The following is a 13,891-nucleotide window of genomic DNA, read 5'->3' as shown; positions in this document are numbered from 1 at the left end:
TTACCGTAGGCGGTTGGCCAAAAAATTGCTGGGCGGAGGGGTGCTGCACTACATTGCTTATTGCAACCAGTTCCCATTACCAACAACCGTGAGAAGTTTTTATGAGCTTTAGTGCAACAACCCGCAAGCGTGGCGCCGCCATCTTCGGCACCCTCACCCTCACCGCAGGCCTCGCCGCCTGCTCCGAGGGCGGCTCGCAGGACAACCCGGCCGAGAACACGGAATTCAAGATCGTCGCCTCGACCCCGGTCTGGGGAGACATCGCCAAGGCGGTCATCGAGAGCGTCGACGGCGCGGAGAAGACCTTCTCCGTCGAGACCATCATGGAGAACAAGGACGACGATCCGCACGGCTACGAGGCCACCGCGGCCGACATCGCCAAGGCGAAGAGCGCGGACCTCATCGCTGCCAACGGCGCGGGCTACGACAACTGGCTCACCGATAATGCGGACGACGCCCCGGTCGTCACCGCTCTCCCGCTGGCTGCGGCTCACACGCACGACCACGGCGATCACGACCACGGGCATGACCATGAGGGCCACGACCACGACCACGGCCACGAGGGTCACGACCACGGCGACGACGAGCACGCCCACGAGCATGACCATGACCATGAGGGTCACAATCACGACCATGGGCATGATCACGGCCACGACCACGGGCATGATCACGGCAGCGGCCAGAACCCGCACGCCTGGCTGGACATGGACATCGTCAACGCCTTCGCCGATAACCTCGCAGCCCAGCTCCACGAGCTCGACGAGGACTTCCCTGCCGAGCTGGACGAGGACGCCGAGATCAAGGAGAAGACCGCGTCCTACGCCGAGCGCATGAAGAAGCTGCCCGCCAAGAAGGTCATGCTGACCGAGTCCGTCGCCGAAGCCATCGTCGAGGATTCCAGCCTCGAGGACATCACCCCAGAGTCCTTCGCCAAGGCCGTGGCCCGCGAAGCCGAGCCCTCCGCAGCAGACCTCGCCGCCGCGAAGAAGCTGATCACGGACGGCAAGCTGGACGTCCTGATCACCAACGAGCAGGCCCAGACCCCGGCCGCCGAGGAGCTGACGAAGGCCGCGAAGGAAAAGGACGTTGCTACTGTAAACGTGAACGAAACCCCGGACCGGGGCACCACGTACTTCGACTATGTGGATGACATCCTCAAGCAGCTAGAGGACGCATGAGATTAGCGTTTCACAACGCCGCGATTGAACCCCTGTGGCGCGACCTCAATCTCGAGGTCGCCCCGGGGGAATTTCTCGCTATTTTGGGCTCAAACGGCGTGGGCAAGTCCACCCTCTTCCAGACGGTGCTGGGGCAGCGCGCGCTGACCCGCGGCACCGTCGAAGTGGAAGGAAAAATCGGCTACATCCCGCAGCAGCGGATGTTCCCCGCGAACCTGCCGATTCGCGCACGCGACCTCGTGGGCCTTTCCACCGCCCACGGCGTGTTCCGCAACCGCCGCCCCCGCCGGAAGCAGGTCGACGCCGCGCTCGCCGAGGTGGGCGCCGCCGGGCTCGCAGACCGCCGCGTCGGGGAGATGTCCGGTGGCCAGCAGCAGCTGATCCGCCAGGCCCAGGCGCTCGCAGGCGACCCGGAGATCCTGCTGTGCGACGAGCCGCTGCTCTCCATGGACCTGCGCGCCCAGCGCGCCACCGTTGAGCTGCTGGAGCGCCAGCGGCGGGAACGCAACGCCGCGGTGCTGTTCATCACGCACAACATCAACCCGATCCTCGAGGTCACCGACCGGGTTCTCTACATCACCCCGCACGGGCACCGGCAGGGCACGGTCAAGGAAGTCATGAACACCGAAACCCTCTCGGAGCTGTACCAGACCGAGGTGAAGGTCATCGAGGTCGATGGGAAGGTGATCGTTCTATGAGCGAGTTTCATACCGGCCAGTGGTGGGCGGACACCCTCGCCCTGCTGAACGTGGATTTCGTGCAGCAGTCGATCCTCGCAGCGCTGTTGCTGGGGGTGCTCTCCGGGGCGATCGCGCCGATCATCGTGATGCGCAATATGAGCTTCGCGGCACACAGCACCGGCGAGCTCGCGCTGATGGGCGCGGCGGCCGCCCTGCTCTTCGGGTTCAGCGTCTCCTGGGGCGCGCTGCTCGGCGCGGTCTGCGCGGCGGTGATCCTCGGGGTGGTGGGCGCCCGGGAGCAGGATTCCATCGTCGCCGTGGTGTTGAGCTTCGGCATGGGTCTTTCCGTGTTGTTTATCTACCTCTACCCGGGGCGCTCCTCCACCGCCTTTAGCCTGCTCACCGGCCAGATCGTGGGCGTGAGCTCGTCGAATATGAAGATGCTGGCGGTGATGACGGTGATCGTGGTCGCGGTCATCGCGCTGCTGTGGCGGCCGCTGCTTTTCGCCACCGTCGATCCGACGATGGCCGCTGCCAGCGGGGTGAAGGTGCGGTTGCTTTCCGTCCTCTTCGCCGCCCTGCTGGGCGCGGTGGCCAGCCAGGGCGTGCAGATCGTGGGAGCCCTGCTGCTGATCGCCCTGCTGATCACCCCGGGGGCGGCGGCGGTGAAGGTCACCGCCAACCCCTTGGTCGCCGTGGTTCTTTCCGCGGTGTTCTCGGTGACGGCTGCGGTGGGTGGCCTAGTGCTCTCGCTGGCGCCCGGTCTGCCGGTCTCCGTCTTCGTGACGACGCTGAGCTTCCTGATCTACCTGGTCTGCTGGTTCATCGAGTGGCTGCGGGGTCGCCGGATGGACGCCGACGAGGTGCGCGCCGCCTCCTATGCCGCAGGCCAAGGCTTAAGTGGGGTCGCCGGCCGGGCCGACCAGTCGGGCGCGGCGGGCCTGAGCTCTCAGCCGGGCACCGATAGTTCCGTGCCGCTGTGCGAGGCGGACTCCTGCGCCAACCCGGAGAACCACCAGCGCTGAGAGCCTCGGAAACGGGCTCATCCCCCGTTCACCTCATAGAAACGGCCGCGCTAGCACTCGCTAGCGCGGCCGTTCGCTTGAATATCTGGCCCTACTTCTTCGCCACGCGGCGCTGGCGGGCGAACTCACTCAGCACCACGCCCGCAGCCACGGAGGCGTTGAGGGACTCAACCTTGTCGGCCATCGGGATCGAGAGGATCGTATCCGCCGTCTCCCCTACCAGGCGGGATAGACCCTTGCCCTCACTGCCGACGACGACCACCGTCGGCGTCGTGCCGTCGTAGGTGTCCAGCGTGTGGTCCCCGCCGGCGTCCAGACCGACGACCTGGTAGCCGTTCTGCTGGAACTGCTTCAGCGCGCGCACCATGTTCGTCGCCTTCGCGACCGGCAGGCGCGCCGCCGTACCCGCGGAGGTCCGCCAGGTCACGGCGGTGACTGACGCGCTGCGACGCTCCGGGATCACCACGCCGTGACCACCGAAGGCCGCCACGGAGCGGATCACGGCACCCAGGTTGCGCGGGTCGGTGATGTTATCCAGCGCCACGACCAGGCCGGGCGTGGCGGAATCCGCGGCGCGCTCGATGAGGTCGTGGACATCCGCGTACTTATACGGCGGGATCTGCAGGCCAATGCCCTGGTGCAGCCCGTTGCCGGTCATGCGGTCCAGCTCCTGGCGGCTGACCTCCAGGACCGAGATACCGCGGCTGGAGCAGATGTGGACGGCCTCGGAGAGGCGGTCGTCGTTGCCGGTGCCCTCCGCGACGTACAGGGCGGACGCCGGGACGTTGGCGTGCAGGCACTCGACCACGGGGTTGCGGCCGACGACCAGCTCGTTGCCACCGAAGGCATCGCGGCGGTCGTGCGCCCCGGATGCCCGGCGCTGCGCGGCCTTCTTGCGCTTGTGCGCCTGGTGGTAGACGCGGTCCTCCGCCTTCGGGGTCGGCCCCTTACCACGGAGGCCGCGGCGCTTCTCCCCGGCCGAGCCCTTCGACGGGCCCTTCTTGTTCTTGCGTACGCCGCCGTGCCGTCGCGAGTTGCCAGCCATCGTGCTCCCTAGTTGTGCGTGAATTATCGAGCACCAAGTCTATCGCCCCAGCGCCCATTCACACTATTGCCCGGCCACTGCTTTGCTGCTGTGGCTAGCTGGCGAAGGTAACCGGGATGTCTGCGACGTCCTCGAAGCCCTCGGTGTGGTCACCGAAAATCTTCAGAACGCATTCCTGCGTGGCGCAGTCGACGGCCTGGCCCTTCTGCTTTGCGGTCAGCTCGAACTCGGTCTCGCCTGCCGGGGAGAGGCTGGCGGTGCCGCCGTCCTTCTGCGTGATCCACTGCTGGGTTCCCGCCTGCCCCCGCTCGCCGGTGCAGTCTGGCATCGGCTTACCCGGGACGCCTTCCGCAGCACAGATGGCGCCGTAGTAGCCCGCCTCCGGGTCCAGGCCGGTGACCTTGACGGAGATCTTCTGCCCATCTGCGAGGTTTTCAGCTGGGTCTGCGGTGATCTTCACCTCGCCGCCTTCTGCAGCCTCGGCGCTTTCGCTGGACGCGGCGGCAGCGGACGTGCTCGGAGCCTCGCTCGATGCCTCGCTGGCTGGCGCTTCGGTGGTGGCGGTGGCCGACGCCTGCTCTTCCGATCCATCGTCTGAGCATGCTGCCAGCAGGGGCAGGCTCAATGCCATGAGTGCGGCGATAGCGGTTACTGCGCGTGGGCGTGCGGTGCGGATTGTCTTCATTCTGGAACCCCTTCCTAAGATAAAGCTAGGTTATGCTAGCCTCACCGAGGTTAACCTAGCCTATGTTGTTGCAGTCAAGAATTCCTAAGGACGCCCACCATGCGGACACCCCCACAGCGCGCACTTCTGCCGCTTTCCCTCGTGGCGGTGCTTGCCCTGAGCAGCTGCGGGGCGCCGACTTCGGGCCCTACCCCCACGGCCGAGCAGTCACAGGCCGCCTCGGCAGAAAAGGCAGCAACTGCGCGCCACGGCGAGAGTTCACCCGCCTCCTCCCCCGCTGGCCACGTCTCTGCACACCTCCCCAGCCGCGACCCCGAGGTCCTCGTCGACAAGCAAACGGTGGAGCAATCTCCGGCGCGCGACGCCCGCATCCTCACGCTAGATCGCGCAGGTGCGCTATCCCGTGCGGTATGGGCGCTGGGCATGGGGGAAAACCTCATCGGGCGAGACACCGCCTCCGATTTCCCGGGAGTCAAAGACCTCCCCCTGGTCACCCCCGGCGGCCACTCGATCAACGCCGAAACGGTGCTGGGCCTGCGCCCCGATATCGTCCTCACCGATGGTTCGATCGGTCCGAGCCGGGTCATGAAGAAGCTGCGGGCAACTGGGGTGAAGGTCATCGATATCACGGCAGAACGCACCCCGGAAACCATCGGCACCCTCGTCGAAGAGGTCGCCGCCGGGATCGGACTAGAGCAAGCCGCGGACCAGGTCACAGACCAGATCAACGAAAAGCTCAACCGGGCCACCGCATCCGCGCAGTCCCGCGCAGATGGCCGCAAAATGATGATCCTCTACGTGCGAGGAACCGGTGTGGCGATGATCGCCGGGCCGGAATCCGGTGGCCGAAGCCTCATCGAAAGGCTCGGCGGTACTGACGCCGGCGAGAAGCTGGGCATCAATGGCAGCTTCACCCCACTGACCCCCGAGGCGCTCATCGAGGCTGCCCCAGACACGCTCATCGTCATGAGTAGTGGCCTGGAATCCGTCGGCGGGGTCAATGGCCTGCTGGAGGTTCCGGGCGTATCACAGACCCCAGCGGGGAAGAACCGCTCCGTGCTCGACGTTCCGGATTCCGAACTGCTCTCCTTCGGGCCAAATACCCCAGGTGTCATCGATGCGATGGCGGAGGCGCTCTATGGCGACTAGCCAGCTCAAAAAGCAATCCACGGCGCCTCGTTCGACTGCAGCCAAAGGCGGCCAAGCCACCGGGCTCGTCTTCCAACGCGACCCGCGGCGGGCCATCCGGAGGCGGTGGAACCGCCTGCGTGCCGCCAAAACCCCAGCGGTGATTACCACTCTCGCGGTTGGTCTGGTCGCGGCCATCCTGTGGTCCGTCGTGGTCGGACAATTCGGGGCCAGCGCTGGGCAGTCCCTCCGCTCCCTGGCGCACATCGTCACCGGCCTTGGGCAATCAACATCCCTTGATGTTGTGCTGTGGGAGGTCCGCCTACCCCGGGTATCCCTAGCCGCCATCGTCGGCGCGGGGCTGGCGGTCTCCGGCTTGGCGCTGCAAGCGGTGTTCGCCAACCCGCTGGCCGAACCCGGATTGATCGGTGTTTCCTCTGGTGCCGCGGTCGGCGCATCGCTGGCCACCGTGCTCAACACCGCGAGTGCTGCCGGCGCCCTCGGGTTGAGCAGCGCGGGGCTGGCAGCGATCCTGACCTCGAACTGGACCATCGCCGTGGCGGCCTTCGTCGGCGGAATCGCAGCGACCGCCATCGTCGCAGCCAGCGCACGCGGGAGTCGCGATATTGCGCGCATCATCCTCGTCGGCGTGGCCGTCAACGCCGTGTGTGGTGGGATCGTCTCTTTCCTGACCTACATCGCCAGCACCACGGCGCGGGATCGCATCGTCTTCTGGCAGATGGGCAGCTTCGCGAGCGCCGATTGGTCCCAGGTGGGGATCATCCTTGCGCTCACCACTCCGGCTGCCGGCCTGCTCTGGGTGCTGGCTCCCAAGCTCGACATCCTGAGTTTGGGGGAATCCCAGGCCCAGCACCTCGGAATCAACGTGGTCGCGCTACGCCGCGTGGTCATCGCTATCGCAGCGCTTGTGGTGGCTGCAGGTGTGGCGTTCTCCGGGATCATCGTGTTCATCGGGCTCGTGGTTCCGCATGCCCTGCGGCTGCTCATCGGCCCCGGCCACCGCGCACTCGTTCCCGCGTGTTTCCTCGGTGGTGCGCTCGCCGCCACATTGGCAGACCTCGCCGCCCGGGCGCTGATCACCGGCACCGATCTGCCGCTGGGAATGCTGACTTCCATCGTGGGCGGCCCGATCTTCTTCTGGCTGCTGATTCGTTCCGATAGGTCGGTGAAGCACTAATGAGCATCACAGTAGAAAACCTGCATTTCAGCGTGGACGATCACGAATTACTGGACGACGTCAGCTTCACCGCTGCCGCAGGCCAGGTCACCGCGCTGGTGGGGCCGAACGGTGCCGGAAAGTCGACCTTGCTCGCCGCGATCGCTGGCGACCTCGACATCGACTCCGGGCAGATCCTCCTCGCGGGCGAGGACGTCAGCCAGCTGAACAGCAAGCAGCTCGCGCGACGGCGGGCGGTACTCACCCAGCACCACCCAATCGGTGTGCCCTTCACGGCGGAGGAGGTTCTCGACTTCGGCCGGCACCCGTGGTCCACGCCGGACCCACAGCTTCGCCAGGAGGTGATCGCCACCTGCGAGATCGAGCACCTCCTCCCCCGGGTTCTCCCCACTCTCTCCGGCGGCGAGCGCGCCCGCGTGCACTGCGCCCGGGTGTTCTACCAGGACACCCCCGTGGTCCTGCTGGATGAACCCACCGCGGCTTTGGACCTGGCGCATGCCGAGGACGTCCTCAAAGCGATGCGCAGCCTCGCCGACGAGGGAAAGACGGTCGTGGTGGTTCTCCATGACCTCGCCGCCGCGGCGGCCTACGCCGACCACATCGTGGTCCTCAGCAGTGGCTGTGTGTTCGCACAAGGCGCCCCCACGGAGGTCCTCAGCTCGGGACTCATCAGCGCCATTTACAACGCCGATGTGGAGATACTCCAGGACTCGGCGGGCAACCCGGTCGCGCTCCCCCGGCGCAGAACAAACCCCAGTTCACTCAAGAATCTTTAACCCTTACGGAAGGAAAACCATGACTACCGCCACCCAGAACACCTTCTACGCCGAGGGCCAGCTCTCCGCCCTGCTCAAGAGCGAGACCGCCCAGGCGCACCACGACGCTGAAAACTCAGTGTTCATGACCCAGCTGCTCGACGGGAAGCTGGATATCAACGCGGTGGCTGCCCTGACTGGCCAGCTCTACTTCGTCTACGAGGCCCTCGAATCCGCGGTACGGGCGAACCAGGACACAGCGGAACTGGCCCCGATCTACGATCCGCGCCTGGAGCGACTCTCTGCGCTAGAGTCCGATCTGGAGCAGCTCTACGGCGGGCAGTGGCGCGAGCACATTGCGCCGCTGCCGGCGACCCAGAACTACGTCGAGGCTCTGCGCCAGATCGGCGCGGAGCAGGACGGCGCGGCAGCGCTGGCCCACCACTACGTCCGCTACCTGGGTGATATGTCGGGTGGTCAGGTCATCGCCCGCATGTTTGAGAAGTACTACGGCCTGGATGAGCGCAGCACTTCCTTCTATGATTTCGATGCCATCGGCCGGATCAAGCCTTACCGTGACCGCTACCGCATCACGCTCAACCAGCTCGAGCTCGGCGCCGAGGACAAGGAAAAGATCATCGACTGTGCCAGCACGGCCTTCGCTATGAACCAGGCGGTGTTCCAGGCCCTGGCCGAACAGCACGTCCGTTAAACCGGCACCCCAGCCGGAGGTCGGCGCCACGGTCGTGCCTCAACGGAGAGGCGCTACTCCTTCAGGCTCCACTGAGCCCCATCGGCGGTATCGGTGACCTCGATACCGGCTGCCGTGAGCCGGTCGCGGACCTCGTCCGCCACCGCCCAGTTCTTCTCCGCGCGAGCCTCCGCCCGGCGCTGCAGATCGTCCTGCACCAGGGAATCCAGGGCGGTCATCGCCGCCGAGGAACCCTGCCCTGCCATAGTCTGCTCGAGCCAGTGCTCACCGAACGGGTCCACACCCAGGACGCCCATCATCGCACGAACCTGGCCCGCGACCCGCATCACCGTCTCGGTGTCCTTGGCCTCGAGGGCCTTATTACCCTCGCGGACGGTGTCGTGGATGACGGCCAGGGCCTGCGGCACCGCGAGGTCGTCGTTCATCTTCTCGGCGAAGGCCTCCGGCCACTGCCCCACGGCCACCAGCTGCTCCGGGCCGCGGGCAGCCTGCCCCTCGGCAGAGGCGGTGGCGGCGTCGTCCTCAATGGCGGCGAGGTAGGCGGCCGCACGCAGCAGGAACTTCTCAATCCTGCGGTAACCGGCGGCAGCCTCGGCCAGCGCGGACTCGGAGTACTCCAGCATGGAGCGGTAGTGGCCGCTGCCCAGGTAGTAGCGCAGCTCCACCGGGCGGACCTTCTCCAGGATGTTCGGCACGCTCAGCACGTTGCCGAGCGACTTGGACATCTTCTCCCCGCTCATGGTCACCCAGCCGTTGTGCATCCAGTACTGGGCGAAACCATCGCCGGCCGCGGTGGCCTGGGCGGCCTCGTTCTCGTGGTGCGGGAACTGCAGGTCCAGCCCGCCGGCGTGAATGTCGAACTCCCCTCCCAGGTAGTTCGTGGCCATCGCGGAGCACTCGATGTGCCAGCCCGGGCGCCCCCGGCCCCACGGCGTATCCCAGGCGGGCTCGCCCGGCTTGGCGGCCTTCCACATCGTGAAGTCGCGGGAATCCTTCTTACCCGTGCCCGCGGACTCGCCCTGGTCCAGCTCGTCGAGCTTCTGACCAGAGAGGAAGCCGTAGTTCTCGATCGAGGCAGGCTGGGCATACACATTGCCGTTGGCGGCGTAGCCGTGGCCGTTATCAATGATGCGCTGCATGTACTCGATCATCTGCGGCACGTGCCCGGTTGCCCGCGGCTCCACGGACGGTGGCAACACGCCCAGCTGGTCATATGCCCAGGTGAAGGCGCGCTCGTGGGTGGCTGCCCACTCCCACCAGGGGCGGTTGTTCTCCGCGGCCTTGGTCAGGATCTTGTCGTCGATGTCGGTGACGTTGCGGACGAACGCGACGTCGTATCCCTGGGCGAGCAGCCAGCGGCGCAGGACGTCGAAGGCCACACCGGAACGGACGTGCCCGATGTGTGGGATGGACTGCACGGTGGCGCCACACAGGTAGATGGAAACCTTGCCTTCGCGCAGCGGGGTGAACTCGCGGACCTTGCGGCTCGCGGTGTCGTAGATGCGCAGCTGGAGCGGCATCGGCTCCGACGCGTCGGTGGGCAAAGAATCAACCATGGTTGGCCGCCTTCGTGGGTCTTGCAGGTTTTTGCTCTGGTGGGCCAGGGCGGATGCGCCCCGCGCCCCTCGTCACCGCAATTGTACTTCGGTGGCCGGTGGCTGCCGACCGGAAGGCTATCCTCGGTAGGCAGTCAACAAAAGACCTGCCCGAGGAGGATCATGGCCCACCGTCTAGCAACCATCGAAACCGCCGGCCGCCTGCGCACCATCCGTGTGGAGAGCTTCGACGGCACCCACGGCACCGGCACTGTCCTGGCCGACGGGGATCTCGGGGGTTTCCTTCAGGACGTCACCCTCTCGGCCTCCGCGAGCGCCGGGGAGAGCATTGAGTTCTCGGCCCGTCAGTTGGCTCCGGTGATTCCGAACCCGCGGAAGGTGCTGTGCACCGGGTTGAATTTCCGGGAGCACATCGTGGAGATGGGGCATCCGGTGCCGGACCACCCCACGCTGTTCGCGAAGTTCGCCACGGCGCTGACCACGCCTTATGGGAATGTGCGGGTACCACGTGCGATGGCGCAGAAGCTGGATTATGAGGGCGAGCTAGCGATCGTGATGGGGCACGGTGGCCAGATCGCGGGGTATGCGGTGATGAATGACTTCTCCCAGCGGGATTGGCAGTACCGCACTCAGCAGTGGCTGCAGGGTAAGAATCTGGACGAGTCCAGCGCGCTCGGCCCGTGGCTGACGATGGCCACGGATGAGAAGGGGCAGCCTTTCGACCCGGTGGCGGAAGGCGCGATGCTGCGGACCTGGGTGAACGGGGAGCTACGCCAGGAGCACAGCCTCGCCGACCTGGTGTTCAAGCCGCAGGAGCTGGTCGAGTACGTGGAGAACTTCGCCACGCTGGAGGCCGGCGACGTCATCGCTCTGGGCACGCCGGCAGGCGTGGGCCACGGGATGACGCCGCCTCAGTACCTGGGGCACGGGGACACCGTCGAGGTTGAGATCGAGGGCCTGGGCCGGGTTTCCAGCACCATCGACGTGCGCTAATTCTTAGGCCTCGGCCTTCCACACAACCGCGGTAGCGAGAGCGGCCACGCCTTCCCCGCGGCCGGTGAAGCCCATCTTGTCGGTGGTCGTCGCGGAAACGGACACCGGCGCCCCGACGAGCTCGGTGAGGCGGCGCTCGGCTTCCTCCCGGCGCGGCCCCATCTTCGGCCTATTGCCGATCATCTGGGCGGCGACGTTGCCGATCGTGAAACCGTTCTCGGCCAACAGCTGCCGGCACTCCGTGATCAGGCGCTCCCCCGAGACGCCGTCGTATTCCTTGCGTCCCACACCGACGAAGCTGCCCAGGTCCCCCAGTCCGGAGGCGCTGAGCAGTGCGTCGACGATGACGTGGCTGACCACGTCGCCGTCGGAATGTCCCTCGCAGCCATCGGCGCCATCGAAGAGTAGCCCGGCCATCCAGCAGGGCTTGCCGGGCTCGACCTGGTGGGCGTCGGAGGCGATGCCGACGCGGGGGATAATTGGCTGGGTCATGGGTGCTCGTTCCTTCCTTGTTCGACCATCATCGGTCGATCATCATCGCTCGACCATCATCTCAGCGATGGCGAAATCCCGCGGGGTGGTGATCTTCATCGCGCGATCGTCGCCGGTGGTGATGGCTACCGGGTAGTCGGCGAGCTCCATGATGGAGGCATCGTCCGTGGCCAGGCGGGCGTGCCCTCGGCCGAGCTCCAGGCCTGCCTGGTACTTCCGATTAGCGTCCATCAGCGCGGAGAAGAGGAAGCCCTGCGGGGTCTGCACCGCCACCAGGCCATCGCGGGCCGGGGTGCCGGTGACCATCCCGTCCGCAATGGTCTTGATCGTGTCCGTCACCGGCAGGGCGGGAACCACTCCCGCCGCGGTGCCCGCCTCCCCGTGGGCGCGGACCTGCTCGACGACCTGGGCGATCATCGCGGGCGGGGTGAGGCAGCGGGCGGCGTCGTGCACCAGCACGATCGCCTCGTCCACCTGCGCGCATTCAACGCAGTCCACGGGCGAGCCGAGCTCGCCCTCCACGAGCTGCAGGCCGGCGAAGACACTATCGGAGCGCTCGGAGCCCCCGGTGCCGGCGCTCACGCGCATCCCCGCCCACGCGGCCTGGTTCGCGGGGTCGTCGAGGATCTCCGCCATGCGCCCCTGCATATCCGGGCTGATCATCACGAAGGTTCGCCCCACCACCCCGGAGCTGGCCAGCCCGTCCAGGGCTCGCTCCACGAGGGTGCGCCCCGCCAGCTCCACGAAGGCCTTGGGCTGATCGGCTCCCAACCGGGTGCCACTGCCCGCCGCGGCGATGACGGCCACCACGGGCAGCGCTGCAGTATCAGTCTTGGAAAACACGTCTCACCCGGCGCTCTCTACTCGTTGAGCCACCCTCGAGGGACGGCTGGCAACCGTGACTGTTACTTGTTGAGCTCGTCGTCGAGGTCGATGGCGGCATCCCCCTCGGTATCCGCCGCACGGGCGGCAGCCGCCTGCTCGCGGTGGCGTTCGATCGTCTCGTGCATCTCGGCCAGCAGCGCGTCGGCCTTCTTATCGTCGACGCCCTCGGCCAGCGCGAGCTCGCCCACCAGGATCTGGCGGGCCTTGGCCAGCATGCGCTTCTCACCAGCGGACAGGCCCCGGTCCTGGTCGCGGCGCCACAGGTCACGAACCACCTCGGCGACCTTGTTCTGGTCACCGGAGGTCAGGCGCTCCTGGTTGGCCTTGTAGCGGCGGGACCAGTTGCCCGCCTCCTCGACGTCCGTCTCGCGCAGCACGGAGAAGACCTTGCGCAGGCCCTCCTCGCCGACGACGTCGCGCACGCCCACCTTCTCAGCGTTCGCGGCCGGGACGCGGACGGAAAGATCGCCCTGGTAGAGGCGCAGCACCAGGTAGTCCACCGTCTCACCCTTGAACTCGCGCTGCTCGATCCCCTCGATCTGAGCTGCGCCGTGGTGTGGGTATACGACCGTGTCGCCGACCTTGAAATCCATCCGTGACCTTCCTATTTACGCCCTCGTTGCGCTTTAAAAACCGTGTTCGAGCATACCCGATCGGCCCGCTGCCTGCAGAAAGGCCCGGTCCCGACGAAAAGCCGCAATACTTCGGCCAGCGCGCGCCGACGCTGGCGGGCGACGTCCCCAAATAATAGGGGTAACAACGGGGTGGGATTAGGGGAAAACAGTGGCCTGAACTAGGAATCTGGCCACCCAAGGGGCTATTCTGTGAAGCAGCTATTAGTTTCCGGCCAATTTGCGCCGGGTACGATGACCACAACTGTTGAAGGGCCTTAACCGGCCTAGGCCTAGCCTCACAATGGAGGATCAGAACGTGAAGTCTCAGAAGTCGACCGTTGTCCGCGGTGCCCTCGCCATCGTTGCTGCAGGTACCGCCCTGGGCATGACCGCTTGCTCCGCTGGTCAGATCACCCAGACCGCAGAGCAGGCACCGGCCGTGAACGGCCTGCACGCCAAGGAGGGCAACGTGGACGTCGCGGACGTCTCCGTGGTTCTGGGCGCCGACGGCAAGCCGTCCCTGAAGTTCACCGCTTCCAATGCGGAGAACGACGGCAAGGACGTCAAGCTGGTCTCCGCTTCCGTGGACGGCCAGGCTGTGAGCCTGAACGAGACCATCAAGCCGGGCTGCAACCTCGTCGTGGACCGCGAGGATGCTCTGAAGGACCTGGAGAAGGGCGCTAAGGATCAGAAGTGCCTCAGCTACGCCGCTGGTGACGTCTCCGGCGTGAAGGACCTCTACGTCGGCGGTCAGAAGCCGGTGGAGATCAAGTTCGACGATGCCGAGTTCTCCCTGAACGCACCGGTCGTCGCTTACACCCCGGAGGCTGGCGCCTTCGACCGCGACAAGGATGGCCAGCCGACCGACAAGTAGTCGCTACTCGGTTTTAGGTCTGCCGCCGTTCCCCTTCGTGGGGGCGGCGGTTTTTGTTTTCTGCGGCCGCT

General features: G+C 66.3%; 15 protein-coding genes. 9 read left to right on the top strand and 6 right to left on the bottom strand.

Features of this window, described 5'->3' with window-relative positions:
* Positions 1–101 precede the first annotated feature (101 nt).
* Genes HMPREF3097_RS00520 through HMPREF3097_RS00510 form a run of 3 tightly spaced genes read left to right on the top strand, consistent with a single transcriptional unit; the run spans position 102 to position 2,883 of the window.
* The gene (locus HMPREF3097_RS00520; RefSeq protein WP_070760074.1) at positions 102–1,178 is read left to right on the top strand and encodes a metal ABC transporter solute-binding protein, Zn/Mn family; all 1,077 of its coding nucleotides are present in this window, start codon (positions 102–104) and stop codon (positions 1,176–1,178) included.
* Positions 1,175–1,876: a metal ABC transporter ATP-binding protein gene (locus HMPREF3097_RS00515; RefSeq protein WP_070760072.1), complete on the top strand. Its 702-nt coding sequence runs from the start codon at positions 1,175–1,177 to the stop codon at positions 1,874–1,876. The genes HMPREF3097_RS00520 and HMPREF3097_RS00515 overlap by 4 nt, the downstream gene beginning before the upstream one ends.
* The gene (locus HMPREF3097_RS00510; protein WP_070760070.1) at positions 1,873–2,883 is read left to right on the top strand and encodes a metal ABC transporter permease; all 1,011 of its coding nucleotides are present in this window, start codon (positions 1,873–1,875) and stop codon (positions 2,881–2,883) included. The genes HMPREF3097_RS00515 and HMPREF3097_RS00510 overlap by 4 nt, the downstream gene beginning before the upstream one ends.
* A 91-nt stretch (positions 2,884–2,974) precedes the next feature.
* On the opposite strand, the gene rlmB is transcribed toward HMPREF3097_RS00510, so the two are convergent.
* The gene (gene rlmB, locus HMPREF3097_RS00505) at positions 2,975–3,928 is read right to left on the bottom strand and encodes a 23S rRNA (guanosine(2251)-2'-O)-methyltransferase RlmB (RefSeq protein WP_070759695.1); all 954 of its coding nucleotides are present in this window, start codon (positions 3,926–3,928) and stop codon (positions 2,975–2,977) included.
* Between the two features lie 94 nt (positions 3,929–4,022).
* The gene (locus HMPREF3097_RS00500) at positions 4,023–4,613 is read right to left on the bottom strand and encodes a neocarzinostatin apoprotein domain-containing protein (protein ID WP_070760069.1); all 591 of its coding nucleotides are present in this window, start codon (positions 4,611–4,613) and stop codon (positions 4,023–4,025) included.
* 99 nt (positions 4,614–4,712) lie between these two features.
* On the opposite strand from HMPREF3097_RS00500, the gene HMPREF3097_RS00495 reads away from it, so the two are divergent.
* The 4 genes from HMPREF3097_RS00495 to HMPREF3097_RS00480 are packed head-to-tail and all read left to right on the top strand — an operon-like array spanning position 4,713 to position 8,406.
* On the top strand, positions 4,713–5,762 hold the full coding sequence (locus HMPREF3097_RS00495; RefSeq protein ID WP_070760067.1) for a heme/hemin ABC transporter substrate-binding protein: 1,050 nt from the start codon (positions 4,713–4,715) through the stop codon (positions 5,760–5,762).
* Positions 5,752–6,939, top strand: coding sequence for a FecCD family ABC transporter permease (locus tag HMPREF3097_RS00490; RefSeq protein ID WP_070760065.1), 1,188 nt, complete (start codon positions 5,752–5,754; stop codon positions 6,937–6,939). The genes HMPREF3097_RS00495 and HMPREF3097_RS00490 overlap by 11 nt, the downstream gene beginning before the upstream one ends.
* Positions 6,939–7,715, top strand: coding sequence for a heme ABC transporter ATP-binding protein (locus HMPREF3097_RS00485; RefSeq protein WP_070760063.1), 777 nt, complete (start codon positions 6,939–6,941; stop codon positions 7,713–7,715). The genes HMPREF3097_RS00490 and HMPREF3097_RS00485 overlap by 1 nt, the downstream gene beginning before the upstream one ends.
* 19 nt (positions 7,716–7,734) lie before the next feature.
* Positions 7,735–8,406 (top strand): biliverdin-producing heme oxygenase, encoded by a 672-nt coding sequence (locus HMPREF3097_RS00480; protein WP_070760061.1) that lies wholly within the window; start codon positions 7,735–7,737, stop codon positions 8,404–8,406.
* A gap of 53 nt (positions 8,407–8,459) precedes the next feature.
* Here the strand turns inward: HMPREF3097_RS00480 and cysS are convergent, their stop codons facing one another.
* A complete protein-coding gene (gene cysS / locus HMPREF3097_RS00475; protein ID WP_070760152.1) occupies positions 8,460–9,926 on the bottom strand; it encodes a cysteine--tRNA ligase in 1,467 nt (488 codons plus the stop codon).
* Positions 9,927–10,124: 198 nt separating this feature from the next.
* Between cysS and HMPREF3097_RS00470 the strand changes: the two genes are divergently transcribed.
* Positions 10,125–10,955: a fumarylacetoacetate hydrolase family protein gene (locus HMPREF3097_RS00470; protein WP_070760059.1), complete on the top strand. Its 831-nt coding sequence runs from the start codon at positions 10,125–10,127 to the stop codon at positions 10,953–10,955.
* Positions 10,956–10,958: 3 nt separating this feature from the next.
* Here HMPREF3097_RS00470 and ispF read toward each other — a convergent pair whose 3' ends face one another.
* The 3 genes from ispF to HMPREF3097_RS00455 form a co-directional block, all read right to left on the bottom strand.
* Positions 10,959–11,447: a 2-C-methyl-D-erythritol 2,4-cyclodiphosphate synthase gene (gene ispF / locus HMPREF3097_RS00465; protein ID WP_070760057.1), complete on the bottom strand. Its 489-nt coding sequence runs from the start codon at positions 11,445–11,447 to the stop codon at positions 10,959–10,961.
* 42 nt (positions 11,448–11,489) lie between these two features.
* A complete protein-coding gene (locus HMPREF3097_RS00460; RefSeq protein ID WP_070759675.1) occupies positions 11,490–12,290 on the bottom strand; it encodes an IspD/TarI family cytidylyltransferase in 801 nt (266 codons plus the stop codon).
* 62 nt (positions 12,291–12,352) lie between these two features.
* The gene (locus tag HMPREF3097_RS00455) at positions 12,353–12,925 is read right to left on the bottom strand and encodes a CarD family transcriptional regulator (protein WP_070760055.1); all 573 of its coding nucleotides are present in this window, start codon (positions 12,923–12,925) and stop codon (positions 12,353–12,355) included.
* 322 nt (positions 12,926–13,247) lie between these two features.
* On the opposite strand from HMPREF3097_RS00455, the gene HMPREF3097_RS00450 reads away from it, so the two are divergent.
* Positions 13,248–13,820: a hypothetical protein gene (locus HMPREF3097_RS00450; RefSeq protein WP_070760053.1), complete on the top strand. Its 573-nt coding sequence runs from the start codon at positions 13,248–13,250 to the stop codon at positions 13,818–13,820.
* Positions 13,821–13,891 lie beyond the last annotated feature (71 nt).

This window comes from Corynebacterium sp. HMSC27B11 (assembly GCF_001815985.1).
Classification (GTDB): domain Bacteria; phylum Actinomycetota; class Actinomycetes; order Mycobacteriales; family Mycobacteriaceae; genus Corynebacterium.
This window is presented reverse-complemented; position numbering and strand designations above follow the sequence as displayed.